We start from the raw sequence: 25,592 nt of genomic DNA on the forward strand, positions 1-25,592 counted from the left end.
ACGATGCAGGGATGACCGCGACCTCGACCGGCACGCTGACCGCCCGTCTCGATCGGCTGCCGTTCACGCGCACCCACCTGCGCGTCCTCGCCGGATCGGGAACGGGCTGGGCGCTCGACGCGATGGATGTCGGGCTCATCTCCTTCGTGATCGCGGCCCTTGTGGACCAGTGGCAGCTATCGACCTCGCAGACGTCGTGGGTCGCCTCGGCGGGCTTCGCCGGCATGGCGGTCGGCGCCACCGTCGGCGGACTGCTCGCCGACCGCATCGGACGCCGCTCCGTCTTCGCGCTGACGCTCCTCGTCTACGGCATCGCGACGGGCGCGAGTGCGCTCGCGGGCGGTCTCGTCGCGCTCATCGCGCTGCGTTTCGTCGTCGGCCTGGGTCTCGGCGCCGAACTGCCCGTGGCGAGCACCTACGTGAGCGAGTTCGCACCGGCACGGATGCGGGGACGCATCATCGTCGTGCTCGAGGCGTTCTGGGCGGTCGGATGGACGGCCTCCGCGCTCATCGGGTACCTCGTGATCCCGACGGCCGCAGAGGGGTGGCGGTGGGCGCTCGCGATCGGCGCGATCCCCGCGGTCTACGCGCTCGTCGTGCGCTGGGGGCTGCCGGAGTCGCCGCGCTGGCTCGCCTCCCGCGGGCGGACGGCGGACGCCGAACGGGTCGTGGCGGGCCTCGAGGCCTCTCCCGCGGTGTTCGGACGCCTCGCTCCGGCCGCGGTCGACGCGGTCGAGGCGCCGGCCGCTCCGGCCACGACCGTGGCGATGCGGCTGCGAGGACTCTGGGCGTCAGGGATGCGGCGGCGCACCGCTGCGCTGTGGGCCGTGTGGTTCTGCGTGAACTTCTCCTACTACGGCGCGTTCATCTGGATCCCGACGCTCCTCGTCTCGCAGGGGTTCGGTCTCGTGCGCAGCTTCGAGTTCACCCTCATCATCACGCTCGCCCAGGTACCGGGGTACGCGGTCGCCGCCTGGCTCATCGAGGTGTGGGGCCGCCGCGCGACACTGTCGGTGTTCCTCGCGGGATCCGCGGTGGCGGCGATCGTGTTCGGCCAGGCCACGACGGTGGCCATGATCCTCGGAGCCGGGATGGCGCTGTCCTTCTTCAACCTGGGCGCGTGGGGCGCCCTGTACGCCGTCACCCCCGAGACCTATCCGACGTCGCTGCGCGCGACGGGCGCGGGCTGGGCCGCCGGCATCGGCCGGATCGCGTCGATCCTGGCGCCGCCGGCCGTCCCCGCGCTCCAGGCGATCGGCGGCGTCCCGGTGGTCTTCGTCGTCCTCAGCGCGTTCTTCGCCGTCGCCGCCGCGGCGACGTGGGGGCTCGCCGAGTCCCGCGGGCGGAGCCTCGCCGAGTGAGCGCGTCCTACGCTGGAGGGATGCCGCAGGACATCCGCTACGTCGCGATCGGGGACTCGTTCACGGAGGGTGTCGGCGACGAGCTGCCGGACGGGAGCGTCCGCGGCTGGGCGGACCTCGTCGCGCAGGGCTGGGCGGATTCCCGCGGCGCAGCGATCTCGTACGCGAACCTGGCCATCCGCGGCAAGCTCATGCAGCCGATCGTCGAGGAGCAGCTCGAACGCGCGCTCGCCCTCCGGCCGACTCACCTGTCCTTCAACGGTGGCGGCAACGACATGCTGCGTCCGCGCACGCCGATCGCGCGCATCGCCGACGCGTTCTCGCACGTGCTCCGCCGCTGCGACGAGGAGGGCGTCACGATGATCGTCCTGTCGGGGGCGAACCCGTCCGCGCAGTTGCCGCTGGCGGGCCTCATCCAGAGACGCGGCGACGAACTGTCTCGCGCGGTGACCGACCGCATCCGCGGACGCCACGACCTGGTCGTCGCGTTGAACTGGCCCGACCGCGAGCTCTCGGACCCGTCGTTCTGGTCGGCGGACCGGCTGCACATGAACGCGCGCGGGCATCACCGCGTCGCCGCGCGCGTGCTGGAGGCGCTGGGGGAGCAGCCCCCGACCGAGTGGTGGCGGCTGGAGGAGGACGACACGGCGGTCGCCCTCGGTCGCGGCCGGTACTTCCGCGAGCACCTCGCGCCCTGGTTGCGGCGCCGGCTCACGGGCACCTCGTCGGGAGACGGACGCGAGCCGAAGTTCGCGGAGTGGCTGACGGTCGAACCGCGCTGAAACCGGATTCGACCGTCCTGTCAAGACCATCCAGGATCTTTGCAGCATCCGGGATGATCGGAGCACACAGCCTAGAAAGGGAGTGTGCGCATGAGCATCGGAACCGGAATCGTGCTGTTCGTCATCGGGGCCATCCTGGTGTTCGCCGTCAACGTCGACGTCCAGTACGTCAACCTCGACATGATCGGCTACATCCTGATGGCCGCCGGCGCTGTCGTCTTCATCATCGGACTCGTGCTGATGCTGCGGCGGCGTTCCAGCGAGTCGACCGTCCGAACGGTCGACCCTGTTGCGGGGGAGCGGGTCACCCGCTCCGAGACGCGCACGTCGGGAGACGGCACGTACTGACGCGTGACAGACTTCGAAGGCCCGTCCCCCAGGGGGCGGGCCTTCGTCGTGCGGGCGGTCACCGGCGCGGCCGGCGGGGCGGATCCATCCCGAGGTGGATGCGGGTGCGCCGCCGCTCGATGCTGATGAACGTCGCGCCCACGAGCCACAGCGGGATCTGGACGAGGAAGGCGATGCGGAAGGCCTCGAGCCGGTAGGTGTCGGGGGTGCCCGCGCCCTGGAGGTCGAGGACGAGGCCGATCGCGAAGATCGCCAGCAGCGCGGCGAGGAAGCCGCCGGCGTTCGTGACGCCCGTCGCGGTGCTGAGCCGGTGCGACGGATTGTGCGTGCGGGCGTGGTCGAAGGCGATCATCGACGCCGGTCCTCCCATCGCCAGGGCGACGAGGAGGACGATCAGCAGCCAGAGGGGCGCGGGGCCCGGCCACAGGATGACGGCCGACCACGCCGCGAACTGGAAGCCGACGGCCGGCAGGACGAGCGCGCGGGAGCGCCGGTGCGGGACGCGCCGCGAGAGCTCGCCGAGGACGGGGCCGAGGGCCATGCCGGCGAACACGTAGAGCGAGGTGAGGGCGCCCGCCTCGGCGACGGTCCGGCCCTCGCCCGCCGTCAGGTACGGGAAACCCCACAGGAGGATGAACGCCGTGCCCGCGAAGGGGGTCGTGAAGTGGGACCAGAACGCGAGACGGGTGCCCGGATGCGCGAGGGCGGCGCGGATGCCGACACCGGTGTCGATCGTCGAGGTCACGACCCGGATCGCCCCCGTGTCGGTGTCGACGCTGACGTCGCGCGCGAGGTCCGGTGGACGGTTGCGGACGAGCGCGAACACGAGGACGGCGAACAGGACGCACAGTCCGGCGATTCCGCCGAAGGTGACCGACCAGGAGGTCGCGTGAAGGATCGTCGCGATGGGGATGACGGCGACGAGCTGACCCGCTTGACCCAGGATGCCGGTGAGCTGCACCATGAGCGGTCCGCGCTGCGCGGGGAACCAGGTCGCGACGAGGCGGAGCACACCCGGGAACACCGCCGCATCACCCGCACCGAGGAGCATGCGCGCGACGATCGCGACACCGACGCTGGGGGAGAGGGCCATCGTCAGCTGACCGATGGCCATGAGGATCATGCCGGCGGTCATGATCGGACGCGAGCCGAAGCGGTCGAGGAGGATGCCGACGGGGATCTGCATCCCGCCGTAGACGGCCAGCTGGACGACCGCGAACAACGACAGGGTCGCGGCATCCGCCTGGAACCTCTCCGCCGCGTCGACGCCGACCGCGGCGAGCGAGGTGCGGTTGGTGACGGCGAGGACGTACGCGGCGACGCCGGTGCCCCAGATGATCCATGCGCGCACGCTCGGACCGGTTCGACTCACCCCGCCCACGCTACTCTCCGGCGGGCGTACGCTGGCTCCACCCCACCCGGGCGAACGGAGGACGACATGAAGGCCACCATCGGCGACACCGTCATCGCGGAGGCGGACGACGACCAGATCATCCGCATCGAGGGGAACGCCTACTTCCCGCCCTCGTCGGTGAAGGACGGCGTGCTCGTCGAGAGTCCGACGCCGTACACGTGTCCGTGGAAGGGCGAGTGCCAGTACTTCCACATCGAGGCGGGCTCCGAGCGCCTCGCGGACGGCGCCTGGTCGTACCCGAACCCGTACCCGTCGGCGTTCGACCGCGTCGGCGCGGACTTCTCGGGTTACGTCGCCTTCTCGCCGAGGGTCACGGTCGGCGCCTGACGCCGCATCCGCTCACTCGTGCAGCGGGCCGAGCTCGGCGGCGCGGACGAACCCGCGGTGACGGGATGGGCTGGCCGCCGTCGAGCGCGGGCACCGGGGAGGGGGCGACGTCGTCGCCGAGCGCTTCCTTGATGGCCGGGATGGCCCCCGGCATCCAGCAGACCCTCCGTGAGATCGCACCGGATCACGAACTGGCCCGCGTGCCGCAACGCGAGTTCGTCGACGGATTCGCGCGCACGCACCGCGAGTCCGGGGGAGATCCGGTCGTCGAGGAGGTGCTCGAACGGACCGCGCACTACCTCGGCGTCGCACTCGGCGACCTGGCGTCGATCATCGACCCCGAGGTGATCATATTGACCGGATGGACGGCCTGGGTCCTGGGCGACGACCTCGTGGATCCCACGAAGGCCGAACTGCAGCGGCGGGCGCCCGCCGGTGCGATGACGGGAGTCGAACGCGGCGTGTCGACCGTTCGCGGCAGTTCGGTCGCCATCGGCATGGCGACCTTCCCGTTCGAACGCTTCCTCGTGACGTCGGCCTGTCGACGACCCGTCTGCCGCTCGCCCTGTAGCTCGTCGACGCATCCTCAGCGCACTCGGTCGAGGAGAGCGGGGCCGAGCGCTCGCATCATTGAGTTGACATAATGTGCATTATCGGCTGTTTTCGATCGCTCATGAGTGCTGGTGCCATCTCTATCCCCGGGAAACTGCAGGCGCGCGCCCAGACGGCGGGGTGAGGCCACGGTCTCGGAGCGCACGTGCAGTCTCGCGGACGTGCCGGCGAGCGCAGACGTTCAGGACTCGTCCTGGATCGATGCCTCCGGTTCCCAGCGCAGGAGGTCGCCGGGCTGGCACTCCAGCACCTCGCACAGCGCATCTAGGGTGGTGAACCGCACCGCCTTGGCGCGACCGTTCTTCAGGACGGCGAGGTTGGCCGGCGTGATGCCGATGCGTGCGGCCAGGTCGCCGACGGCCATCTTCCGCCGTGCGAGCATGACGTCGATGTCGACGATGATCGGCATCAGACCACCTCGTCCAGCTCGGTGCGCATCTCGATCGCCTTGCGCAGCAGTGAGCGCATGACGACCACGACGAGCGCGACTCCGCCCGTCGCCACGGCGGCTCCGTAGATGAGGCCGACGACACCCGGGGCGACGTCTCCGGGCACGAGCAGCGTGGCGAGGCCGGCGGTCAGGACGGCGGCGACCGTGATCGCACCGATGATGATGTCGACGAAGCGGAAAGCACCGACCGAGAACACGGCCTCCACGGCGGCCATCGAGACGAGCCGCCAGATGCACACCGCGACGACCTGCAGGCACACGACCCAGAGTGCGAGGATCGAGACGGCGGCCACCCGCCACGCGAGCGGCACGGTCTCGAGGTCCCGCCAGATCGCGGGAAGGATGCCGACCTGCACGAGGAGCGAGCCCACGAGGGACGCCACCAGCGCCGTTCGGAGCGTCAGGATCGTTGCTGTGCTCATCATCGCCTTTCGATCTCAATCTATCGAAAAACGATAGCCTCTCCCCCGGTCCTCCGCAACTGGAGACCCGCCCTAGGCTCGAAGGGTGCTCGCAGTCCGCACGCTCTTCTCGTCGCTGCTGCCGGTCTCGGCGATCGCGGCGGTCGCCATGTTCGCCGTCTACGTTCTCGTCGCGCGCGTCATCTGGCGGCGCCCGGCCGGTGAGGTGCTCATCGGCGCGCTGTCGGCGGGGCAGGTGAACTCGAACAACATCGGCATCCCCCTGTCGCTCTACGTCCTCGGAAGCGCGGCCTACCCCGCTCCCGTCATCCTCTTCCAGCTCCTCGTGCTCACGCCGATCACGATGGCGATCTTCGAGGCGCTCACCTCCCCTGCCGGCCGGCGTCCCTGGCCGATCCTTCGGCGGACGGTGACCAACCCGATCGTGGTCGGGTCGCTCCTCGGCACGATCGTGTCGGCGACCGGCATCCCGCTGCCGCCCATCGTCCTCGATCCCCTGCAACTCGTGGCGAACGCCGCCGTCCCGATCCTGCTGATCAGCTACGGTATCTCGCTCAACGGCCAACGCGTCCTCGGACCGTCGGGGCGTCGCCGGGACATCCTCCTGGCGACAGGATTGAAACTGGTCGCCATGCCCGTCGTCGCCTGGGCGGTGGCCGCGTTGCTGTTCCGCCTCTCCCCCGCCGAGGTCCTCGTCGTCACCGTGCTGGCGGCCCTCCCGACCGCGCAGAACGTCTTCAACTACGCGCAGCGGTACGCGACGGGGAGGACCATCGCGCGCGACACCGTCTTCCTGACGACGATCGGATGCGTCCCCGTGCTGTTCCTCGTGGTGCTGCTGCTGGGGCCTTCGGCCTGAGCGGCCGGCGGTGTCAGGCGCCGAAGGAGCTGGTGTCGCCGATGAGACGCGTGTGGTCGGCCGGGATCGGCTCGACGGCGGCCCGGGCGACTTCGGCGGCGAACTCCGCGACGTTGTAGAGCTTGCCGGCGCTCTCGCGGCGCTCCGCGATCGCTCCGGGGTTCGCACGCTCGAGCAGGGTCGCCGTGATCGTGCCCTCGATCATGTCGCCCGAGACGACGACGAACTCGACGCCCTTCTCGGTCAGGGCCGGGATCCGCTCGCGGAGGGCGTCCTCGCCGGCGCGCTTGGAGCGAGCGACCGGCTCGTACTCGGGCATGGTCGGCGTGGTCTCGATGAAGTGGGCCTGGTGGCTCGTCACGAACACGACCCGGCTGCCTTCGGACATCATCGGGAGCGCCGCCTCGAGGGCTCCCACCTGGGCGTCGCGGTTGAGCGTCAGTGCGTAGTCCTCGGCCATGCCGCCTTCCATGCCGCCGGAGGCATTGAGCACGAGGATGTCGAGGGAACCGAAGCGTTCCTTCACCGCGGCGAACATCTCCGAGACGGATGCCGGATCCGTGAGGTCCGCACCGACCGTGAGCACATCGACTCCGAGGCCGCGCAGCTCCGTCGCGAGCTTCTCGGCGCGCGGTGCCTTGTTGCGGAAGTTGATGACGACGTTCGCGCCCGCCTGCGCGAGGTAGCGGGCGGTGTCGGCGCCGATCCCGCGGGACGATCCGGTGACGAGGGCGGTCTGGCCGGTCAGGGATGCGGCGGGAACGGGCTGCGACATGGGGACTCCTGCGGGGTGCTCGGCGGGTGCACGAGACGGACGGGACGGGGACGAGCCTATCAATCGGGGGCGGTTCGGCCTGGCCGTCGACCCCGGTTGGTAGGGTGCGAGGACACGCTCACCGAAGGAGCCGACAATGTTCCCCGATCTCATCCAGTACCTGTGGATCGGTTGGCTGGTGCTCGCGGTCCTCTTCGTCATCATCGAGCTGCTCACCCTCGAGTTCACGTTCCTGATGCTCGCCGCCGGCACCCTCATCGGCGGCCTCGGCGCGAACCTCGCCGGAGGGGTGTGGTGGCTCCAGGTGCTCGCCGCCGCCGCGGTGTCGGCGCTCCTCCTCTTCACGATCCGCCCGCTCCTGCTGCGCGCCCTGCATCGCTCCAGCCAGCACGTCCCGACCAACGTCGACGCGCTCACCGGGATGTCGGCGCGGGCGGTCTCGGCGTTCGTGGACGGCGACGGCTCGGTCAAGCTCGACAACGGCGAGACCTGGACCGCCCGTCTGCTCGACGCCACGGCATCCGTCATCCCGGGTCAACGTGTGACCGTCACCGCCGTCCGCGGCGCCACCGTCGTGGTGGCACCCGAAGAAGGGAACCCCGCATGACCTTCCCCGCCCGCGTCGACGTCGGCGCGTTCGTCGGCCAGATCTTCGTCGTCGTCCTCCTGGTCGTCGTCGCGATCTTCGTCGTCGTCGTCCTGTTCCGCTCCATCCGGATCATCCCGCAGGCGTACGCGGGTGTCGTGGAGCGGTTGGGTCGCTATCAGCGCACCCTCTCCCCCGGCCTGAACCTCCTCGTTCCCTTCATCGACCGGCTCCTCCCGCTGGTGGACATGCGCGAACAGGTGGTGTCCTTCCCGCCGCAGCCCGTCATCACCGAGGACAACCTGGTCGTCTCCATCGACACGGTCGTCTACTTCCAGGTGACCGACGCACGCGCGGCGACGTACGAGATCAACAACTACCTCGGTGCCGTCGAACAGCTCACGACGACGACGCTCCGCAACGTGGTGGGTGGTCTGAACCTCGAAGAGGCCCTCACCAGCCGCGACAACATCAACACGCAGCTGCGTGTCGTCCTCGACGAGGCGACCGGCAAGTGGGGCATCCGCGTCTCGCGCGTCGAGCTGAAGGCGATCGATCCGCCCGTGTCCATCCAGGACTCCATGGAGAAGCAGATGCGCGCCGAACGCGACCGGCGTGCCGCGATCCTCACCGCCGAGGGGTCCAAGCAGTCCCAGATCCTCGAAGCGGAGGGCCGCCGGCAGGCCGAGATCCTCCGGGCCGAGGGTGACAAGCAGGCAGCCGTCCTCCGCGCCGAGGGCGAGGCCCAGGCGATCCAGTACGTCTTCGACGCGATCCACAAGGGCGACCCCGACGAGAAGCTGCTCGCGTACCAGTACCTGCAGACTCTGCCGAAGATCAGCGAAGGGGCGTCGAACAAGCTCTGGGTCATCCCCAGCGAGTTCACCGATGCCCTCAAGTCGTTCAGCACCGCGTTCGGCGGACCCGCCCGGCCGACGGACGGGACGACACCGGCACCATGACGCATCCGTGGTTCCTCGGTGAGGAGGCACCGCGGGTGCTCGCCCATCGCGGGTTCGTGCCGCCGGACTCCGAGCAGGTCGTCGAGAATTCCGTCGCCGCCCTCGCCGCCGCGCGCGCGACCGGCACCGTCTACCTCGAGTCCGACTGCCACGTCACCGCCGACGGCGACGTGATCCTCTTCCACGACGACGATCTGCGACGCGTCACCGGAGACCCCCGCCCCGTCGCGACCGTCCGCACCCGCGAACTCGTCGAGATCATGTCGACGCGCGGCGGCCTCGCCGTGCTGCCCGATGTCCTCGATGCGTTCCCGGACGCGCGGTTCAATCTGGACGTGAAGGCGGATGCCGCGGCCGAACCCGTCGGCAGGCTCACCGCGCGCGAGTCGCACCGCGTGCTCCTCACGAGCTTCTCGGACGCCCGCCGCGCCGCGGCCCTGACCTCGGCCCGCGGGCGGGGTGGTGAGCCGGCGACGTCCGCGGGGTCGCGCACGCTCGCGCGGGTGCTGGCGGCTGTCACGGCCCGGCTCCCCCGCCTCGCGGCGCGGCACCTCGAGGGGCTCGACGCACTCCAGATCCCGGAGCGTCATCGCGGCATCCGGATCCTGTCCCCGCGCCTCATCGACGCCGCGCACGCGGCGGGCGTCGAGGTGCACGTGTGGACCGTCGACGACCCCGCTCGCATGCGCCATCTGTGGGACATGGGCGTCGACGGCGTCGTGACCGATCGGACCGATGTCGGCGTCTCGACGAGGGCATCTCGCGTATAACCGGCGGTCCTGGAGATCGGCTGTGAATAGCACACTCGTTGAGGTCTTCTCGGATGATCCGCACAGGTGAGTTCGTTATACCTGAGGACGACGACGAGAGGACCACACAATGGCAGATCGCAGCCTGCGCGGCATGCGTCTCGGCGCTTCGAGCCTACAGAGCGAAGAGGGCGTCGTGTTCGTGGAGCGCACCAACCACACCTACGTCTGCACCCAGTGCGAGCGCGAGACTGTTCTCACGTTCGCGGCAGACGCCGAGGTTCCCGAGGCCTGGGAGTGCCGCACCTGCGGTTCCGAGGCCGTTCGACGCATCGGCGACACGGTCGCCGTGGTCGACCACTCCGGTGACAAGGCCGCACGCACCCACTGGGACATGCTGATGGAGCGTCGCACCATCCCCGAGCTCGAGGAGCTCCTGGAGGAGCGGCTCGCTCAGCTGCGCGCCCGTCGCGGCGGCAGCTCGGACAAGCTGAGCGCCTGACCCTCACACTCCAGCGGCGTCGTCCTCTTCGGACGGCGCCGCTTCTGTGCGCCGGCGGGCGAGGATCCCGAGCAGGACGAGCATCGGAAGCGCCGACCACCCCAGCAGCCACTGGAGGGCCGGACCGAGGACGACCGCGGGGGTGAGTCCGGATCGTAGCGGCACGTCGACCAGGAGCGCCCCGGCCGTGTCGGCGGCGAGGCCGTCGATGACGGAGCCATCCGGGGCGATCACCTGGCTGGTCCCGACGGTGGAGATGTTGACGACCGAGCGGCCCGTCTCGATGGCGCGCATGCGGGCGAAACCGAGCTGCTGAACGTTCTCGTCGGTCCCGCGGAAGTCGGCATTGTTCGTTTGGAACATGTAGACCTCGGCGCCGTCGCGGGCACCGTCCCAGATGACGTCGTCGTAGATCACGTCGAAGCAGATGGCCAGCCCGACGCCGACGCCGTCCACGTCGAAGAAGGGCGGGTTCGTGCCCGGGGTGTACTCACGCTGGATCAACCCGACGAGGTCGGGCGCGAGCGCTTCGAAGAACCATCGGTCGGGGACGTACTCCCCCATCGGGACGGGACGCGTCTTGTCGTGGAGTGCGAGCGGGTTCTCCGCGCCGGCCTGCCACAGCATCGAGGTGTTGTAGATCTTGTCGCCGCGCTCGGTCGCGGCGTTCACCAGGAGCGGCGCGTCGACCTGGGTGGAGAGGTCGTCGAGCGCATCGGCGATGGAGGAGTTGTTGATCGGGTCGGCGTCGACGCCTCCCTCCGGCCACAGCAGGAGGTCGAGGTCCTGGCCGATCAGGGGCTGCGTGGCGGCGAGCTGGGCGCGGAAGACGGCGTAGGGCTCGCGCTGGTCGAAGTACCCCGACGGGCCGTTCCCCTGCACCGCGCCGACACGCATCGTCCCGGCATCCGTCGTCGGGAACTGCGGTACCAGCAGGAGAAGGGCGGCGGCGACGGCCGCGGGCACGGCGAGCCGTACGCGACGCCACACCCGCAGGCGGACGGCCTCGATGACGGCGGCCGTCAGGAAGACCATGACGAAGGTCAGGCCGCTGACGCCGAGCCACGAGGCGAGCTCGGCGAGCGGACCGTCGGACTGACTCATCCCGAGCCGCGCCCACGGGAACCCCGTGTACGGCCACGATCCGACGAACTGCTCGCGCGCCGTCCAGGCGGCGGCCACGAGGGCAGGCAGTGCGGCGACGCGCGCCCACGGGCCGGGCAGCACCTTCGGCAACCATCTGTAGGCCAGCGTGATGGCGATCGCGCCCACGGCATTCAGCACCGTCTCGACCCCGGCGAGGGCGAACCACGGGACCGGGCCGAGGTAGCGGGTGACCCACGCGATGTGCAGCAGGTAGAAGGATGCCGCGAACGCCGCACCGACAGCGACCGCACCCCATGCGGACCGGCCGATGAGCGTCACCAGGGTCATCGCCGCGCCGACGAAGGCGAGCGGCCAGACCCCGATGTCGGGGAAGGCGAGGTCCAGGACGGCGCCGCCGGCGACCGCCACGGGCAGGGCCAGCCAGAGCGGGAGGAGGGGGCGGTCGCGCATGGAGGAAGCCTAGATGAGACCCGCTATGGCGACGCTGAAAAGCCGCCTCACGCCGCGTCGCCGTGACGGGCGGAGTGGTCGAGGTAGATCGCGGCGTTGCGGAGGATCCCCGCCCGCTCCTCCGGGGTGAGGGGGCGACGCACCGTCGCGGGGACTCCCGCGACCAGCGAGCCGTCGGGGATGACGGCGCCCTCGAGCACGACCGCTCCCCCGGCGATGAGGCATCCCGCACCGATGACCGCGCCGGAGAGGATCACCGAGCCCATCCCGACGAGGGTGCCGTCGCCGATGCGGCAGCCGTGGACGACGGCGTTGTGGCCGATCGAGACGTCCTCCCCCACCTCGACACCGTGTTCGGCGTCGACGTGGACGGCGACGCCGTCCTGCACGTTGCTGCGGGCACCGATCGAGATCGGCGCACTGTCGCCACGGAGGACCGCGTTGTACCAGACACTCGCGCGGTCGCCGAGGGTGACCGCGCCGACCACGCGCGCGCCGGCGGCGACGAAGGCGGAGTCGGCGACCTCGGGGGTCGCCTCCGGGAGGGCGAGCAGGGTGGCCTGGTCGGACACGGTCATCGGGGTCTCCTCAGGGGGCGATGTGGGTGAGCCGGCCTGCGACCGTCGTCGCGCCCACGCGTGTCGCGCGGAGACCGGGGTCGTCGGCGGCGAGAGGATCGCGGTCGATCAGGGCGAGGTCCGCGGTCAGGCCGGGCTCGAGCGCACTCCCGGTGGCGGAGCCGCCCGCCGTCGACGCCCCGAGCGCGGTCGCCGCGTCGAGACCCTGCTCGGGGCGCCACGGGGCGCGTCCCCCGCGGGTGCGGTGGACGGCGGCCGCCATCGCGGCCCACGGGTCGAGCGGCGACACCGGAGCGTCCGATCCGAACAGCAGGTTGGCCCCCGAATCGGCGAGGGCGCGCAGCGGGTACGGCAGCGCGGTCTGCGCCGCCCACACCGAATCGGTCAGGTCCCGGTCGTCGACGGCGTGCTCGGGCTGCACGCTGGCACCGACGCCGAGTCGGGCGAAGCGCGGGATGTCGGCGTGCGCGACGAGCTGAGCGTGCTCGATCGTGCCCGTGGCGCCGGTGAGGGCGAAGGCATCCAGGGCATGCGAGTTCGCGACGTCGCCGATCGCGTGGATCGCGCAGGAGAGCCCGGCGCCGGTGGCCCGGATCATCAGGTCCACCAACTCGTCGGGAGCCACCGTCAGGACACCCATGTTGTGCGGATCGTCGGGATAGGGATGCGAGCACGCGGCGGTCCTCGTGCCGAGGGAGCCGTCGGTGATGACCTTCAGGGAGCCCATGCGCACCAGCCCGAGCGGGTCGACGGCGTCGCCGGTGGCCAGTCCGACGGCGATCGCGCGGTCGAGGAGGTCGGGGTACACGCCGAACGAGACGCGAAGGCTATCGAAGCCGGCGTTCAGGCGCCGGGCCCAGGCATCCGCGTTCCACGCCATGTCGAGGTCGACGATGCCCGTCACGCCGCGGGCGGCGGCACGGTCGAGGGCGTCGCGGACGAAGCCGTCCGAGACGGGGGGATCCACGTCGTTGAGCCGGCGCGAGATCTCGAACGCCGGTCCTTCGCGGAGGATGCCGTCCGCGGTCGGGGCGATCGACTCGCGGCGGAACGCGGCGCTGTTCAGCCAGACGCTGTGGACGTCCGCGTTGATGAGATACGTCGGGACCTCGCCGGTGTGCTCGTCCAGCAGACGGAGCGAGGGGGTGTCGGGCCACAGCGCGTCACGGAAGCCGGTGCCGACGCGTCGTCCGTCGTCGAGGACGGGAGAGTGCCCCATGACGGATGCCGCCTGCACCGCATTCGTCACGCCGCCGAGCGGCGTCCGCTGCGCGACGAGGGCCCACTGCACGGTGTGGACGTGGTGGTCCCACAGCCCCGGGACGAGCCATCCGCCGTCGCCCTCGACGACGACACCACGGCGGGGCAGCGCACCGGCCGGGGCGATGTCCGTGATGACGCCGCCGCGCAGGTGCACGTCGACCGGCGCGTCGCCGAACGGGTCGACCCGCCCGGCGCCGGTCAACCGGACGCCGGCGATGACGTCGACCTGCTCGCCGCGCGACGCCGTCACGAGCGTGCCGCCCGGATCGCGTCGTGGGCGCGTCGCATCTCGTCGGCCAGACGCGGATCGGCATACGGGCTGTCACCGGCGTCGAGGCGGTCGATGATCGTGTCGACGACCTCGTCGGGACGGTTCTGGCTGAGCTTGCGCTTAGCCGTCACGTGCGTCGGAGTCAGTCGGAAGCCGACCGTGCCCTTCTCCAGCCGGCGCACGAACTCGTCGTCGTTCGGCGCCTCCCACATGCGGCGCGGCTGCGGCATCGACCCCTCGAACCGGTCGACGAGACGGTCGAGGACAGCGAGGTTCTCCTCCGCCGAGAGGATCTCGGGTACACCGCGCAGGTGCACCGAGACGAAGTTCCAGGTGGGGACGGCGGGGCCGTCGCCGTACCAGCCGGGCGAGATGTATCCGTGCGGGCCCTGGACGACGACGAGGATCTCGGCCTCGCCGAGGCCGTGGATGAGATCGTCCGGGCGTCCGACGTGCCCGACGATCGTCAGGTCCTCGCGTGTCGGGTCCAGCAGGACCGCGTAGTGGGACGCCACCAATCCCGCCTCGGTGTCGCTCACGATCGTGACCCAGGGGTTCTCGTCGATCACGCGGCGGAGCTCGGCGGCATCCGTCATCGTGAAACTCGGGTTCTGCCTCACCGTGCGCCCTTCCCGTCCCGGATCATGCCTGACACCGCGGGCACCAGTACAGCTTCCGCGCGGCCATCTCCTCGAGGACGATCGCCGTGCCGCACACACGGCATGGGAGCCCTGCGCGGTGATAGACCCAGTGTCGGTCGTCGCGGTGCGCCATGGCACGGCGGTACGCCTCCGGGTCGAGGTCGTCCATCGTCATCATCTGGCCGGTCTCGACACCGATCGCGAGCAGGCGCACCCAGTCCTGCCACAGACCCCGCACCGTCTCCTCGGGCACGTCGCGCGCCGGCGTGTGCGGGTTGAGGTTCGCGCGGAAGAGCAGCTCGGCCCGATAGACGTTCCCGATCCCGCTCACGACCTTCTGATCCATCAGCACCTGGCCGATGGGCGTCGGCTTGCGCCGGACGGCGGCGACGAAACGCTCCTCGCCCTCCGCCACGTCGTCCACCAACGGGTCGGGTCCGAGTGCGGCGACGGTGGCGAGCATCTCGTCCACGGTCTGCAGCTCGCACGCTGTGGGGCCGCGCAGGTCCGCGGAGGTCGACGCGGTCAGCAGTCGCAGGCGCACCTGCCCGACGACGGGCGGCGGCCACTCGGCATCCGTCGTCTCGTCGAGTCCGCGGGTCTGCTCGCTCATCCGCACCGCGCCGCGCGTGCGACGGGGCGCTCCGATCGACGACAGCGAGTTCTCGCCCGCGTCGTCGTAGACCGGATCGACCCCGCGCTGGTTCGTCTGCCCCATCCGTCCGTTCGCCGACGCGATCGTGGGGTCGAGGAGGATCTCACCCGCGAAGTCCCACGCGCCGTAGATCCCGAGGTGCACCCGCAGCCACACGTCCGCATCGAACTCGAGGAACATCTGCTTGCCGACCGCGCGCACCTGCGTGGGGGTCCGGCCGTCGAGGACGGCGGCGCCCTCCGCGAAACGTCCCTGCGGGCTCGACGCGGCGACCGGGCGGCCGACGAAGTTGCGGTCGAACTGACGGGCGATGCGATGGACGGAATGACCCTCGGGCATCAGCCCGCTTCCGGGTCGAAGGTCTCCGAGGCGTCGAGCACGTCGGGCTGCGCGGCGCGCGGATCGGCCTCGAGGGTGCCGTCCGTCTCGTACGCCGCGAGCTGCGCGATGCGGCGCGCGTGACGCTCCTCCCCCGGGAACGGGGTCGCGATGAAGCGGTCGATGAACCCGACCGCCTCGTCGAACGTGTGCTGGCGCGCGCCGATCGCGATGACGTTGGCGTCGTTGTGCTCGCGCGCGAGTTCGGCCGTCGCGATGTTCCACACGAGGGCCGCGCGGATGCCGCGCACCTTGTTCGCGGCGATCTGCTCGCCGTTGCCGGAACCGCCGAACACGACACCGAGCGTCGGGATGCCGCGCGCCTGGTCCTCGGCGACCGCCTGGGCCGCGCGGATGCAGAAGGCCGGGTAGTCGTCGAGGGGGTCGTAGGTGACGGGACCGTGGTCGACGACGTCGTGACCGGCTTCGGCCAGGTGGTGCTGCAGGCGGGTCGAGAACTCCATGCCCGCGTGATCGGTCGCGATGTGGATGCGCATGTGACGATTCTAGGGAGGCGGATCCCCCGTTCCGGCGAGTCGTCGGCGTAGGCTGGGACGGTTGCCGTCGGCGCCAGCAGCGCCTGTCCACGGCACCCCACCCTCACCCCTGGGAGACACGAACGTGCCTGGAGAGAACCTCACCCGCATCGAAGCGCAGGAGCGCCGCGCGACCGTCGAGACGCACGCGTACGACGTCGCCCTCGATCTGACCACCGGTGACGAGGTCTTCGCGTCGCGGAGCGTCATCCGCTTCGCCGCCACCGCCGGCGCGTCGACCTTCGTCGACCTGATCGCCCGCACCGTCCGCGAGATCACGCTCAACGGTCGCTCGCTCGACCCCGCCGCGGTGTACGCCGATTCGCGCATCGCGCTCGAGGGACTCACCGACGAGAACGAGCTCGTCGTCGTCGCCGACTGCGAGTACACGAACACCGGAGAGGGCCTGCACCGCTTCGTCGACCCCGTCGACGGCGAGGTCTACCTCTACACGCAGTTCGAGGTGCCGGACTCGCGTCGCGTCTTCGCGGTCTTCGAGCAGCCCGACCTGAAGGCCACGTTCCGCTTCACCGTGACGGCTCCCGACGCGTGGAAGGTGGTCTCCAACTCCCCTACCCCCGAGCCGCAGCCCGCGGGTGAGGGCCTCGCGACCTGGTCGTTCGAGCCGACGCCGCGCATCTCGTCGTACATCACGGCCCTCGTCGCCGGTCCGTACGAGCAGGTGTTCTCGGAGCTCACGAGCTCGGACGGGCGCACGATCTCGCTCGGCGTCTACGCGCGCAAGAGCCTGTGGCAGTACCTCGACGCCGACTACGTCTTCGAGAAGACCCGCCAGGGCTTCGCCTACTTCGAGGACAAGTTCGGCGTCCCCTACCCGTTCGCGAAGTACGACCAGCTGTTCGTGCCCGAGTTCAACGCGGGCGCCATGGAGAACGCCGGCGCCGTCACCTTCACCGAGACCTACGTGTTCCGCTCGAAGGTGACGGATGCCGTCAAGGAGCGCCGCGTCGTCACGATCCTCCACGAGCTCGCGCACATGTGGTTCGGCGACCTCGTCACCATGAAGTGGTGGAACGACCTCTGGCTGAACGAATCGTTCGCCGAGTGGGCGTCGACCATCGCCACGGCGGAGGCGACGGAGTGGACCGAGGCGTGGACGACGTTCAACGCCATGGAGAAGACCTGGGCATACCGTCAGGACCAGCTCCCCTCGACGCACCCCGTTTTCGCCGAGATCAACGATCTCGAGGACGTGCAGGTCAACTTCGACGGCATCACGTACGCCAAGGGCGGATCCGTCCTCAAGCAGCTCGCCGCCTGGGTGGGCATCGAGGCGTTCTTCGCGGGGGTGTCGGCGTACTTCCAGAAGCACGCGTGGGGCAACACCGAGCTCAGCGACCTCCTGGTGGAGCTCGAGAGCACGAGCGGGCGCGAGCTCACCACCTGGTCCAAGAAGTGGCTCGAGACGGCCGGCGTCAACACGCTCGCTCCCGAGATCCGCGTCGACGGTGACGGTGTGATCACGCGCTTCGCGATCGTCCAGACAGCCCCGGCCGACTACCCGACGATCCGCCCGCACCGCCTGGGAGTGGGCTTCTACACGCTGCAGGGCGAGGAGCTCGTCCGGACGCACCACCTCGAGCTCGACGTCGACGGCGACCTCACCGAGGTCCCCGACCTCGTGGGGCACCGGCAGCCGGACCTCGTGCTGCTGAACGACAACGACCTCGCGTACGCCAAGATCCGCCTCGACGAGAAGTCGCTGCGCACCGCCACGGCGCACCTCAGCAAGATCAGCGACCCGCTCGCCCGCTCGCTCGTCTGGGGCGCGGCGTGGGACCAGACGCGTGACGGAGAGGCGTCGGCGACCGAGTACCTCGACCTGGTGCTGCAGAACATCGGCACCGAGACCGAGTCGACCACCGTGCGCACCACTCTCGCCCAGCTGCAGCTCGCCGCGAACTCCTACGTGGACCCGGCGACCCGGGACGTCGCGCGCGAGCGCGTCGCCGAGGGCCTCTGGGCCCTCGCGCAGGATGCCGAGGCCGGCAGCGACAGCCAGCTGCAGTTCGTCACGGCGTACGCGTCGGCGGCATCCACCCCTGCTCAATGGGAGCGCGTCGCGCAGTTGCGCTCCGGCGCGCAGGAGCTGCCCGGGCTCGAGATCGATGCCGACCTCTCGTGGGCGCTCCTCGTGTCGCTCGCCGCCGGCGGAGTCGTCTCCGCAGCGGAGATCGACGAGGCCCTGGCGGCCGACAACACCGCGAAGGGCGGCGAGTTCGCCGCCCAGGCGCGCGCGGCGCTCCCGTCGGTGGAGGCCAAGCGCGCCGCCTGGCAGTCCCTCGTCGACAGCGCCGACCTGCCCAACACCGTGGTGCGTTCGGCCGCGGCCGGATTCGTGCACCCGGCGGGCGTGCCCGCGCTCCGCGAGTTCGTCGACGCGTACTTCGACATGCTGCTGCCGGTGTGGGAGTCGCGCACCTACCAGATCGCGCAGTACCTGATCGTGGGGCTGTACCCGGCTCCCCTCGCCGATGCCGCCCTGCGTGACGCCACGCGCGGCTGGCTCGCCGAGCACCGGGACGCGCCCGCTGCCCTCCGACGCCTGGTGAACGAGAACCTCGCCGGCGTCGAGCGTGCCCTCTCCGTGCAGGAGCGCGACCGCCAGGACTGAGCCGCCGGACACACGAGGGGGCGTCGTACCGTGGTACGACGCCCCCTCGTCGATATCGCCCTCACGGGGGACGCGGCGGACGCATCCGGTCCGTAACGTCGAGGTCATGATCGTTGCAGAAGGCCTCACGAAGAGGTACGGAGACAAGACCGCCGTCGACGGGATCGACTTCGCCGTCCAACCCGGGAAGGTGACGGGATTCCTCGGCCCGAACGGCGCCGGGAAGTCGACGACGATGCGCATGATCGTCGGGCTCGACCGGCCCACGGCCGGCCGGGTCACCCTGGACGGACGCGAGTACCGGTCGATGCGCTCGCCCTTGACGGAGGTCGGCATCCTCCTCGACGCGAAGGCGGTCCACACCGGCCGCAGCGCGCGCAGTCACCTGCGGGCCATGGCCGCGACCCACGGCATCCCGCGTTCGCGCGTCGACGAGGTGATCGAGATCACGGGTCTCCAGAGCGTCGCCGGCAAACGCGCCGGCGGGTTCTCGCTCGGCATGGGCCAGCGCCTCGGGATCGCCGCCGCCCTGCTCGGTGACCCGCGCACCCTCATCCTCGACGAGCCCGTCAACGGACTCGACCCCGAGGGTGTCCGCTGGGTCCGGCAGTTCGTGCGAGCACAGGCCGCCGAGGGGCGGACCGTCCTGCTGTCGAGCCACTTGATGAGCGAGATGGCGCAGACGGCGGACCACGTCATCGTCCTGGGTCGCGGGCGCGTGCTCGCGGATGCGGGCATCGATGAGATCGTGCGCGCCTGGACCCGGACCACCGTGCTGGTGCGCTCTCCGCGCGCCGCCGAGCTCGCGAACGCCTTGGCCGCCGCGGACGTGACCGTCTCGTCCGGTGCCGACGGCGTGCTCGAGGTCACCGGCCTCACCGCCGCGGCGGTCGGCGACACCGCCGCCCATGCCGGTATCCCGCTCCACGAGCTGACTCCGCGCAGCGGGTCGCTCGAAGACGCCTACCTCGCCCTCACCGAAGGTGCTGTCGAGTACCAGACCAAGGAGGTCGCGCGATGACCGCCATCGCCCCGTCCGCTCCCCTGACCCGTCAGACGTCCGCCCCGGGTCACCCGTCGGCCCGGCTGTCGTTCGGTCGCCTCGTGCGCAGCGAGTTCCTCAAACTGTTCACGCTGCGCTCGACATGGTGGTCCCTGGGCATCGCCGCCCTCCTCACTGTCGGACTGGCGGCGATGATCGCCGGTGCGTCGTCGAGCTTCGGTCCCGGGTTGAGCCCCGTCGCCGCCATCACCCTGCCCGTTCAGTTCACGATGCTCGTGGCCGGCATCCTGGGCGCCATGGCGATCACCGGCGAGTACTCGACCGGGATGATCCGCTCGACCCTCACGGCCGAGCCCCGCCGTGGTCGTGTGCTCGTGGCCAAGTCCGTCGTGATCGCGACGACCCTCGCCCTGCTCGCGGCCGTGACGTCGGCGATCGCCGGGCTCGTGATCATGCCGATCCTCGGCGCCGACTCCTACGCCTGGGGCGACGCGAAGGAGCTGTGGCTGCCGCTGCTGCTCAGCATGCTGGCCATGGCCACATTCGGCTTACTCGGCCTCGGGTGGGGGTTCATCGTCCGCAACGGTGCCGGGGCGATCGCGACGACCGTCGGCATCCTGTTCGTCCTGCCCCTCGTGCTGCAGCTGTTCATGCTGTTCGGCGAGTCGTGGCAGTGGATCGTCGATCTCGGCCGTTGGCTGCCGGGCAACGCGGCCGCGGCGCTCACGGATCTGGACGGAGAGGTCTTCTGGCCCTCTCTCGCCGCGACCGTCGCCTGGCCCGCGGGCGCCCTGCTCCTCGGCTGGGCCGTGCTGCGCACCCGCGACGCGTAAGGTCATCGGGTGATCACCGGAAGCCGTGGCGACGCCTCTCCCGAGGCCGAGCCGCGGCTTCCGCGTCCCCCCGGCGTCCTCCGGCGGTTCTGGGCGCGTCACCCGGTCCTCACCGACATCGCGATCGCGGGCTTCTGTCTGCTCCTCTCGGTCGCTCCGGTCGTCGCCCTGCCGGACCGGGCCGTCGCAGACGATCGGATCGACCCGCAGACCTGGGACCGCATCTGGCCGGTCCTCGCGTCGGTCGTCATCCTCGGGAGCTTCGCCCTCCTCGTCCGTCGTCGCAACCCCGTCGGCGTCTTCGCGATCACCGTCCTCGTCGCGGCGGCCTACCTCTTCTCCCCGGTGTCGCTGGGCGGGCCGCTCGTCGGGATCGCGACCTACACCGTCGCGGTCTACCGCGGCAATCGGGTCTGCCTGATCGCCGTGGGAGCGGGGCTCTCGCTGTTGGTCGTCGTGGCGGGTGCGCTCGGGTTCAGCGGCATCATCGCCCCCGACATCGCCTGGAACGTCCTCATCGGCGAAGCGCTTCTGATGCTGATCGGAGGGCTCGTCGGCGCGAACGTCGGCGGCCGCAAACGCTACGTCGAAGCCCTCATCGCGCACTCCCGCCGCCTCCTCGTCGAGCGGGATCAGCAGGCGCAGCTCGCCGCCGCAGCCGAGCGCGAGCGGATCGCCCGCGAGCTGCACGACATCGTCGCCCACTCGCTGACGGTGATGGTCGCGTTGGCCGAGGGGGTGGCCGCGTCGAAGGATGCCGCGCAGGCCCGTCCCGGTGCGGAGGCGATCTCGGCGACGGGTCGCGAGGCGCTCCGCGACATGCGGGCGACCCTCGGCGTCCTGCGGGACACGGATGCCGCTCCCCTCGCGCCCCTCGTCCGTGACACGACGGCGGAGACGGTCGCCTCCGCCCGCGCTGCGGGCTTCGAGACGCACCTCACGGTGGTGGGCGAGCCCGACGTGCCGACGGCGACGCGGTTGGCGGTGTCGCGGATCGTCCAGGAGGGCGTGACCAACGTGCTGCGCCATGCCCGTGCGGCCACCCGCATCGACGTGGACATCCGGTACACCGACGAAGGAGTCACGGTCTCGGTCGTCGACGACGGCCTGTCCGCCCCGATTCCCTCGGCGGCGGGAGGCTTCGGCCTCCAGGGTGTGCGCGAGCGCGTCGAACTCGCGGGCGGCACCGTGACGGCCGGCCCCGGCGAGCAGCGAGGATGGACGGTGCGGGCGTGGCTGCCGCGGGAGGAGCAGGGATGAGCGAGCGACCGATCCGCGTGGTCATCACCGACGATCAGTCCCTCATCCGCCTGGGGTTCCGGATGGTGCTCGAAGCCGCCGACGACATCGAGGTGGTCGGCGAGGCCGCGGACGGAGCCGCGGCCGTCGACGCCGTCGCCGCGCTCGCGCCCGACGTCGTTCTGATGGACGTGCGGATGCCGGGGCTGGACGGCATCGAGGCGACCCGCCGCATCCGTCGCGACCATCCCGGCACCCGCGTGCTCGTCCTGACGACGTTCGACCTCGACGAGTACGCCTTCGGCGCGCTCCGCGCCGGTGCCGGCGGCTTCCTTCTGAAGGATGCCGAGCGGGAAGAGCTCGTCGCGGCCGTCCGGGCGGTCGCTGCCGGCGAGGCCACGCTCTCGCCCCGCGTCACCCGCCGGATGATCGAGCTGGTCACCGCGGGAGGGCGACCGCACCCCGAGCCGCACCGGAGCGCCGCATTGACGGCCCGCGAGCAGGAGGTGCTCGACGCGATGGCGCGCGGGCTCACGAACGCGGAGATCTCCGCGGCGCTGTTCCTCAGCGAATCCACCGTCAAGACGCACGTCGGGCGGATCCTCGCCAAGCTCCCGGCGCGCGACCGGGTGCACGCTGTGCTCATCGCCCACGGGCTGGCGGACCCGGCCGACTCCTGACGCGTCTCAGGCCGGTCCGGGACGGGCTCGATAGAATCGGTGGGATGAACGGAACGGGTGCTGTCGACTGGGAGACCGTCCGCGACGGCTTCCTCCGCTTCCTCGTCGATGCGGGCTGGAACATCCTGTGGGTGGCGGTCACCGTCGTGGTGGCCCTCGCCGCGTCGTGGTTGATGCGACGGCTCATCGCCCGCGTCGTGGACCGGATCGTGACGGGCGCCAAGTCCCGCGCGGCCGCCGAGGACACGCGCGCGATCGACATGTCGCCGCTGGCGCGGGTCCGGATCGTCCAGCGCACCCGCACGCTGGGATCGATCCTCACCAACATCGTCAACGTGGCGATCGTCATCGTCGCGGTGCTCACGATCGTGTCGATCATCAACCAGGGGGTGCTCGGCTCCTTCGCCCTGCTGTCCGCGGCCATCGGTGCGGGCTTGGGCTTCGGCGCGCAGAACATCGTCAAGGACGTCCTCAACGGCATCTTCATCGTGGCCGAGGACCAGATCGGCATCGGCGACGTCGTCGATGTGGGGCTCGCGACCGGCATCGTCGAGTACGTGAGCGTCCGCGTCACGCACGTGCGCGACGTCAACGGCACGCTCTGGTTCGTCCGCAACGGTGAGATCACCCGGATCGGCAACATGTCGCAGGGCTGGGCGCGCGTCGTGATCGATGTCGGGGTCCCGGCCGATGCCGACATCGACGCCGTCGAGGACGCCATGCTCACCGCGGCGAAGGATCTCGTCCGCGAACCGAAATGGCGTACGCGCATCATCGACAAGCCCGAGATCTGGGGGCTCGAGTCGATCGACGGCGACACCCTCGTGACGCGTCTCGTGCTCAAGACCCGGCCGAACGCGAAGGACGACGTCTCGCGTGCGCTGCGCAAGCGCCTGAAGTCGGCGCTCGACGCGCTCGGTGTGCCGCTCCCCCAGCTCCAGTCCACCCTGCTCGAGGGTGCGGACGCCGTGCAGAGCATCCGCGGAGCGAACCCGCCCAAGACCAAGCCCCAGCAGGTCGCTCCGGCTACTCCGCCGCGGCTGGCGTGGCGGCCGAAGAAACGCGGGCGCACCGACGGGGACGCACCCGAGGGGAGCTCGGCCCCGTGAGCGAGACCGTGAGCTTCTACGACGAGGTCGGCGGGCACGAGGTGTTCCGGCGCATCGTCGACGTGTTCTACCGCGAAGTCGCCGCCGACGACGTGCTCCGCCCCATGTACCCGGAGGAGGACCTCGGTCCCGCCGCCGAACGGCTGCTGCTCTTCCTCGAGCAGTACTGGGGCGGGCCGACCACCTACGGCGAGACGCGCGGCCACCCGCGCCTGCGGATGCGCCACGCGCCGTTCCACGTCAACCCGGACGCCCGGGACCGCTGGCTGCGAGCCATGCGCATCGCGGTCGACGAGGCGCACCTGTCGCCGCTGCACGAGGCGACGCTGTGGGACTACCTCCAGCGTGCCGCCCACGCCATGGTGAACACCTTCGAGCCGACGGGCATCGGACCGACCGCGAAGCCGCACGGCGGGTCGACACTGCCGGTGCGTCCCGAGTCCTGAGCCCGTCGTCCGCTCAGCGGGTGCCGGTCGCGCGGACGGCGGTCAGCCCCGTCGGGTTGCCCGCCCGGACGAGGACGTGACCGCGGGGCAGCGTGACACGTGTCCACGTGCCGGTCCGGAGGACGGATGCCTCCCCTCCCGCATCCGGCCCGAGGAACCCGAGTGCGTCGGCCGCGAAGGCGACCCCGGCGATGAGCCCGTTCAACTCGGTGTCCTCGGCGCCCCAGACGGCGGCGCGGACGGTGCGCACGAGGTCCTCCCCGGGGGACGCCGGCAGAGCACGGGCCACCTCGTCGACGCCGCGACGCACGGCGCGCGCGAGGTTCTCGACCGGCACCGGATCGCCCGGCACCCATCCGCTGCGCGGCGGGGAGATGCCCGCCCACGCCGCCGAGACGCCGCTGTCGGGCAGGGCGACACGGGTGGCGTCGTCTCCCGCGCGGAGGGCACCGGCATCCACCACCAGATCGCAGGCGAGCTCGGGGTCGATGCGCAGGAACCGCATGCCGAGCACCGTCGGGGTGTCCTCGCCGAACCCGCGCGGCGAGAGCGGGGCCGCGGAGACGGCGAGCGTGCCGGAGGCGGCGCGGAGGCGGACGGCGGGATCGCCCAGTCGGGCGGCGCGTCCGGCGAACGTGAGGAGGTCTGCCGCCGAGCGCGGGTCGGGGAAAACGAGCTGCGGGGCCATCCGACCTAAACTACCAACCGGGCGCCGCCTCGGGTCGCCCGGGAGGGGACGCTGTGCGCGAATCGGATCACGTCGACGGTTTGCTGGCGGTGTTGGATCTCGCGTCGAGCGATGCCCGCACGACCGAGGACATCTTCACCGGGGTGTCGCAGTCGATGCCGCTCGGCCGGGTGTTCGGCGGGCAGGTCCTCGCACAGGCGGTCATCGCCGCGGAGCGCACCGTCGAGGACGATCGCGCCGCCCACTCGATGCACGGCTACTTCCTGCGGCCGGGTGACTCGACGCGCGGGATGACCTTCTCCGTGGACCGCATCCACGACGGCCGGTCGTTCTCGACCCGCCGCACTCAGGCGTTCCAGGAGGGCGTCCCGATCTTCTCGATGATCGCGTCGTTCGAGACGGACGCCACGGGGCTCGAGCACCAGGACGAGATGCCGGCGGGCGTCCCCGGACCCGAGGACCTGTCGGACGACGCGGTGCTCGCCGGACTCCACCCGATGAGCAAGCGGCACTTCGACCAGAGTCCCATCGAGGTGCGTCACGTCGAGCAGCCCCTTTACGCGACGGCGGGCGACGAGAAGGTGGCGCAGCAGTCCGTCTGGGTCCGCACCCGCGGCGACCTGCCCGACGACCCGCGCCTGCACCGGGCCGCCCTCGCCTACATGAGCGATCTCACGATCCAGGAGCCGGTGCTGCGGGCGCACGGCACGTCGTGGTCCACCCCCGGCCTCAAGGTCGCGAGCCTCGACCACGCGATGTGGTGGCACCGCCCGGCGCGGGTCGACGAGTGGCTGCTGTACGTGCAGCAGTCGCCGAGCGCGCAGGGCGGTCGCGGGCTCGCGACGGGCCGGATCTTCTCCCGCGACGGTCAGCTGGTGGCCTCGGTCGCGCAGGAGATCATGATCCGGGTGCCCGCACCCGAGTGAGCCG

29 protein-coding genes are annotated in these 25,592 nt (G+C 70.9%); 18 read left to right on the top strand and 11 right to left on the bottom strand.

Translation table 11 applies throughout. The annotated features are described in order from the left end of the window. Positions 1-11: 11 nt before the first annotated feature. The 3 genes from Q9S36_RS02165 (at position 12) to Q9S36_RS02175 (ending at position 2,491) form a co-directional block, all read left to right on the top strand. Positions 12-1,361, top strand: a complete 1,350-nt coding sequence (locus Q9S36_RS02165) for an MFS transporter (RefSeq protein WP_311283759.1) — start codon at positions 12-14, stop codon at positions 1,359-1,361. A 20-nt stretch (positions 1,362-1,381) separates the two neighbouring features. Further along, entirely contained in the window at positions 1,382-2,143 is a 762-nt protein-coding gene (locus tag Q9S36_RS02170; protein WP_311283760.1) for an SGNH/GDSL hydrolase family protein, read from the top strand. A 90-nt stretch (positions 2,144-2,233) separates the two neighbouring features. Beyond that, entirely contained in the window at positions 2,234-2,491 is a 258-nt protein-coding gene (locus Q9S36_RS02175; RefSeq protein WP_064002034.1) for a DUF6458 family protein, read from the top strand. Between the two features lie 58 nt (positions 2,492-2,549). Here Q9S36_RS02175 and Q9S36_RS02180 read toward each other — a convergent pair whose 3' ends face one another. After that, the gene (locus Q9S36_RS02180) at positions 2,550-3,863 is read right to left on the bottom strand and encodes an MFS transporter (protein ID WP_311283761.1); all 1,314 of its coding nucleotides are present in this window, start codon (positions 3,861-3,863) and stop codon (positions 2,550-2,552) included. 66 nt (positions 3,864-3,929) lie between these two features. Here Q9S36_RS02180 and Q9S36_RS02185 point away from each other — a divergent pair, with 66 nt between their 5' ends. After that, a complete protein-coding gene (locus tag Q9S36_RS02185; protein WP_311283762.1) occupies positions 3,930-4,232 on the top strand; it encodes a DUF427 domain-containing protein in 303 nt (100 codons plus the stop codon). 131 nt (positions 4,233-4,363) lie between these two features. Beyond that, the gene (locus Q9S36_RS02190; protein WP_311283763.1) at positions 4,364-4,876 is read left to right on the top strand and encodes a hypothetical protein; all 513 of its coding nucleotides are present in this window, start codon (positions 4,364-4,366) and stop codon (positions 4,874-4,876) included. Positions 4,877-5,025: 149 nt separating this feature from the next. Here the strand turns inward: Q9S36_RS02190 and Q9S36_RS02195 are convergent, their stop codons facing one another. Then, entirely contained in the window at positions 5,026-5,253 is a 228-nt protein-coding gene (locus Q9S36_RS02195) for a helix-turn-helix transcriptional regulator (RefSeq protein WP_217531867.1), read from the bottom strand. Then, positions 5,253-5,717 (bottom strand): DUF2975 domain-containing protein, encoded by a 465-nt coding sequence (locus Q9S36_RS02200; protein WP_253034457.1) that lies wholly within the window; start codon positions 5,715-5,717, stop codon positions 5,253-5,255. Before Q9S36_RS02200 ends, Q9S36_RS02195 begins: the two co-directional genes overlap by 1 nt. An 85-nt stretch (positions 5,718-5,802) precedes the next feature. Here Q9S36_RS02200 and Q9S36_RS02205 point away from each other — a divergent pair, with 85 nt between their 5' ends. Beyond that, complete coding sequence (locus tag Q9S36_RS02205) at positions 5,803-6,576, top strand: AEC family transporter (RefSeq protein ID WP_311283764.1); 774 nt, start codon at positions 5,803-5,805, stop codon at positions 6,574-6,576. Between the two features lie 13 nt (positions 6,577-6,589). Here Q9S36_RS02205 and Q9S36_RS02210 read toward each other — a convergent pair whose 3' ends face one another. Further along, positions 6,590-7,351 carry an SDR family oxidoreductase gene (locus tag Q9S36_RS02210; RefSeq protein ID WP_311283765.1) on the bottom strand — a complete coding sequence of 254 codons (762 nt, stop codon included), beginning with the start codon at positions 7,349-7,351 and terminating at the stop codon, positions 6,590-6,592. 136 nt (positions 7,352-7,487) lie between these two features. On the opposite strand from Q9S36_RS02210, the gene Q9S36_RS02215 reads away from it, so the two are divergent. The 4 genes from Q9S36_RS02215 (at position 7,488) to Q9S36_RS02230 (ending at position 10,150) form a co-directional block, all read left to right on the top strand. Then, positions 7,488-7,958: an NfeD family protein gene (locus Q9S36_RS02215; protein WP_217531859.1), complete on the top strand. Its 471-nt coding sequence runs from the start codon at positions 7,488-7,490 to the stop codon at positions 7,956-7,958. Beyond that, positions 7,955-8,899 carry an SPFH domain-containing protein gene (locus tag Q9S36_RS02220; protein WP_217531858.1) on the top strand — a complete coding sequence of 315 codons (945 nt, stop codon included), beginning with the start codon at positions 7,955-7,957 and terminating at the stop codon, positions 8,897-8,899. Before Q9S36_RS02215 ends, Q9S36_RS02220 begins: the two co-directional genes overlap by 4 nt. Beyond that, positions 8,896-9,669 (top strand): glycerophosphodiester phosphodiesterase family protein, encoded by a 774-nt coding sequence (locus tag Q9S36_RS02225; RefSeq protein WP_253034437.1) that lies wholly within the window; start codon positions 8,896-8,898, stop codon positions 9,667-9,669. Before Q9S36_RS02220 ends, Q9S36_RS02225 begins: the two co-directional genes overlap by 4 nt. A gap of 109 nt (positions 9,670-9,778) precedes the next feature. Continuing rightward, positions 9,779-10,150, top strand: a complete 372-nt coding sequence (locus Q9S36_RS02230; RefSeq protein WP_311283766.1) for an RNA polymerase-binding protein RbpA — start codon at positions 9,779-9,781, stop codon at positions 10,148-10,150. Between the two features lie 3 nt (positions 10,151-10,153). Here the strand turns inward: Q9S36_RS02230 and lnt are convergent, their stop codons facing one another. The 6 genes from lnt to Q9S36_RS02260 are packed head-to-tail and all read right to left on the bottom strand — an operon-like array spanning position 10,154 to position 15,990. Continuing rightward, positions 10,154-11,707, bottom strand: a complete 1,554-nt coding sequence (gene lnt, locus Q9S36_RS02235) for an apolipoprotein N-acyltransferase (protein ID WP_311283767.1) — start codon at positions 11,705-11,707, stop codon at positions 10,154-10,156. 47 nt (positions 11,708-11,754) lie between these two features. Then, positions 11,755-12,285 carry a gamma carbonic anhydrase family protein gene (locus tag Q9S36_RS02240; protein WP_253034435.1) on the bottom strand — a complete coding sequence of 177 codons (531 nt, stop codon included), beginning with the start codon at positions 12,283-12,285 and terminating at the stop codon, positions 11,755-11,757. Positions 12,286-12,295: 10 nt separating this feature from the next. Continuing rightward, positions 12,296-13,798 carry an amidohydrolase family protein gene (locus Q9S36_RS02245; RefSeq protein ID WP_311283768.1) on the bottom strand — a complete coding sequence of 501 codons (1,503 nt, stop codon included), beginning with the start codon at positions 13,796-13,798 and terminating at the stop codon, positions 12,296-12,298. After that, entirely contained in the window at positions 13,795-14,439 is a 645-nt protein-coding gene (locus Q9S36_RS02250; protein ID WP_217531846.1) for an FMN-binding negative transcriptional regulator, read from the bottom strand. The genes Q9S36_RS02245 and Q9S36_RS02250 overlap by 4 nt, the downstream gene beginning before the upstream one ends. 22 nt (positions 14,440-14,461) lie before the next feature. After that, entirely contained in the window at positions 14,462-15,454 is a 993-nt protein-coding gene (locus tag Q9S36_RS02255; protein WP_311283769.1) for a DNA-formamidopyrimidine glycosylase family protein, read from the bottom strand. Then, positions 15,454-15,990 (bottom strand): ribose-5-phosphate isomerase, encoded by a 537-nt coding sequence (locus Q9S36_RS02260; RefSeq protein ID WP_311283770.1) that lies wholly within the window; start codon positions 15,988-15,990, stop codon positions 15,454-15,456. The genes Q9S36_RS02255 and Q9S36_RS02260 overlap by 1 nt, the downstream gene beginning before the upstream one ends. A 124-nt stretch (positions 15,991-16,114) precedes the next feature. Here Q9S36_RS02260 and pepN point away from each other — a divergent pair, with 124 nt between their 5' ends. The 7 genes from pepN to Q9S36_RS02295 all read left to right on the top strand — a co-directional run bounded on the left by pepN (position 16,115) and on the right by Q9S36_RS02295 (position 23,974). Further along, complete coding sequence (gene pepN / locus Q9S36_RS02265) at positions 16,115-18,664, top strand: aminopeptidase N (RefSeq protein ID WP_311283771.1); 2,550 nt, start codon at positions 16,115-16,117, stop codon at positions 18,662-18,664. Positions 18,665-18,770: 106 nt separating this feature from the next. Continuing rightward, entirely contained in the window at positions 18,771-19,685 is a 915-nt protein-coding gene (locus Q9S36_RS02270; RefSeq protein WP_311283772.1) for an ATP-binding cassette domain-containing protein, read from the top strand. Continuing rightward, positions 19,682-20,500 (top strand): ABC transporter permease subunit, encoded by an 819-nt coding sequence (locus tag Q9S36_RS02275; RefSeq protein WP_311283773.1) that lies wholly within the window; start codon positions 19,682-19,684, stop codon positions 20,498-20,500. The genes Q9S36_RS02270 and Q9S36_RS02275 overlap by 4 nt, the downstream gene beginning before the upstream one ends. A gap of 9 nt (positions 20,501-20,509) precedes the next feature. Further along, positions 20,510-21,760, top strand: a complete 1,251-nt coding sequence (locus Q9S36_RS02280) for a histidine kinase (RefSeq protein ID WP_311283774.1) — start codon at positions 20,510-20,512, stop codon at positions 21,758-21,760. Then, positions 21,757-22,419 carry a response regulator transcription factor gene (locus Q9S36_RS02285; RefSeq protein ID WP_311283775.1) on the top strand — a complete coding sequence of 221 codons (663 nt, stop codon included), beginning with the start codon at positions 21,757-21,759 and terminating at the stop codon, positions 22,417-22,419. Before Q9S36_RS02280 ends, Q9S36_RS02285 begins: the two co-directional genes overlap by 4 nt. A gap of 44 nt (positions 22,420-22,463) precedes the next feature. Then, the gene (locus Q9S36_RS02290; protein ID WP_311283776.1) at positions 22,464-23,528 is read left to right on the top strand and encodes a mechanosensitive ion channel domain-containing protein; all 1,065 of its coding nucleotides are present in this window, start codon (positions 22,464-22,466) and stop codon (positions 23,526-23,528) included. Then, positions 23,525-23,974, top strand: coding sequence for a globin (locus Q9S36_RS02295; RefSeq protein WP_311283777.1), 450 nt, complete (start codon positions 23,525-23,527; stop codon positions 23,972-23,974). The genes Q9S36_RS02290 and Q9S36_RS02295 overlap by 4 nt, the downstream gene beginning before the upstream one ends. Before the next feature lie 13 nt (positions 23,975-23,987). Here the strand turns inward: Q9S36_RS02295 and Q9S36_RS02300 are convergent, their stop codons facing one another. After that, on the bottom strand, positions 23,988-24,662 hold the full coding sequence (locus tag Q9S36_RS02300) for a hypothetical protein (RefSeq protein WP_311283778.1): 675 nt from the start codon (positions 24,660-24,662) through the stop codon (positions 23,988-23,990). A gap of 53 nt (positions 24,663-24,715) precedes the next feature. Here Q9S36_RS02300 and Q9S36_RS02305 point away from each other — a divergent pair, with 53 nt between their 5' ends. Next, on the top strand, positions 24,716-25,588 hold the full coding sequence (locus tag Q9S36_RS02305; RefSeq protein WP_217531826.1) for an acyl-CoA thioesterase II: 873 nt from the start codon (positions 24,716-24,718) through the stop codon (positions 25,586-25,588). Positions 25,589-25,592: the final 4 nt, after the last annotated feature.

It is taken from the genome of Microbacterium sp. ARD31 (assembly GCF_031844425.1).

What these genes read in the sequence shown, in the direction of transcription:
- Q9S36_RS02165 (WP_311283759.1), top strand. Translation starts at nt 12, where the DNA reads ATGACCGCGACCTCGACCGGCACGCTGACCGCCCGTCTCGATCGGCTG.
- Q9S36_RS02230 (WP_311283766.1), top strand. Translation starts at nt 9,779, where the DNA reads ATGGCAGATCGCAGCCTGCGCGGCATGCGTCTCGGCGCTTCGAGCCTA.
- lnt (WP_311283767.1), bottom strand. Translation starts at nt 11,707, where the DNA reads ATGCGCGACCGCCCCCTCCTCCCGCTCTGGCTGGCCCTGCCCGTGGCG.
- Q9S36_RS02290 (WP_311283776.1), top strand. Translation starts at nt 22,464, where the DNA reads ATGAACGGAACGGGTGCTGTCGACTGGGAGACCGTCCGCGACGGCTTC.
- Q9S36_RS02210 (WP_311283765.1), bottom strand. Translation starts at nt 7,351, where the DNA reads ATGTCGCAGCCCGTTCCCGCCGCATCCCTGACCGGCCAGACCGCCCTC.
- Q9S36_RS02200 (WP_253034457.1), bottom strand. Translation starts at nt 5,717, where the DNA reads ATGAGCACAGCAACGATCCTGACGCTCCGAACGGCGCTGGTGGCGTCC.
- Q9S36_RS02300 (WP_311283778.1), bottom strand. Translation starts at nt 24,662, where the DNA reads ATGGCCCCGCAGCTCGTTTTCCCCGACCCGCGCTCGGCGGCAGACCTC.
- Q9S36_RS02185 (WP_311283762.1), top strand. Translation starts at nt 3,930, where the DNA reads ATGAAGGCCACCATCGGCGACACCGTCATCGCGGAGGCGGACGACGAC.
- Q9S36_RS02270 (WP_311283772.1), top strand. Translation starts at nt 18,771, where the DNA reads ATGATCGTTGCAGAAGGCCTCACGAAGAGGTACGGAGACAAGACCGCC.
- Q9S36_RS02170 (WP_311283760.1), top strand. Translation starts at nt 1,382, where the DNA reads ATGCCGCAGGACATCCGCTACGTCGCGATCGGGGACTCGTTCACGGAG.
- Q9S36_RS02195 (WP_217531867.1), bottom strand. Translation starts at nt 5,253, where the DNA reads ATGCCGATCATCGTCGACATCGACGTCATGCTCGCACGGCGGAAGATG.
- Q9S36_RS02255 (WP_311283769.1), bottom strand. Translation starts at nt 15,454, where the DNA reads ATGCCCGAGGGTCATTCCGTCCATCGCATCGCCCGTCAGTTCGACCGC.
- Q9S36_RS02285 (WP_311283775.1), top strand. Translation starts at nt 21,757, where the DNA reads ATGAGCGAGCGACCGATCCGCGTGGTCATCACCGACGATCAGTCCCTC.
- Q9S36_RS02240 (WP_253034435.1), bottom strand. Translation starts at nt 12,285, where the DNA reads ATGACCGTGTCCGACCAGGCCACCCTGCTCGCCCTCCCGGAGGCGACC.
- Q9S36_RS02275 (WP_311283773.1), top strand. Translation starts at nt 19,682, where the DNA reads ATGACCGCCATCGCCCCGTCCGCTCCCCTGACCCGTCAGACGTCCGCC.
- Q9S36_RS02225 (WP_253034437.1), top strand. Translation starts at nt 8,896, where the DNA reads ATGACGCATCCGTGGTTCCTCGGTGAGGAGGCACCGCGGGTGCTCGCC.
- Q9S36_RS02220 (WP_217531858.1), top strand. Translation starts at nt 7,955, where the DNA reads ATGACCTTCCCCGCCCGCGTCGACGTCGGCGCGTTCGTCGGCCAGATC.
- Q9S36_RS02260 (WP_311283770.1), bottom strand. Translation starts at nt 15,990, where the DNA reads ATGCGCATCCACATCGCGACCGATCACGCGGGCATGGAGTTCTCGACC.
- Q9S36_RS02215 (WP_217531859.1), top strand. Translation starts at nt 7,488, where the DNA reads ATGTTCCCCGATCTCATCCAGTACCTGTGGATCGGTTGGCTGGTGCTC.
- Q9S36_RS02190 (WP_311283763.1), top strand. Translation starts at nt 4,364, where the DNA reads ATGGCCGGGATGGCCCCCGGCATCCAGCAGACCCTCCGTGAGATCGCA.
- Q9S36_RS02175 (WP_064002034.1), top strand. Translation starts at nt 2,234, where the DNA reads ATGAGCATCGGAACCGGAATCGTGCTGTTCGTCATCGGGGCCATCCTG.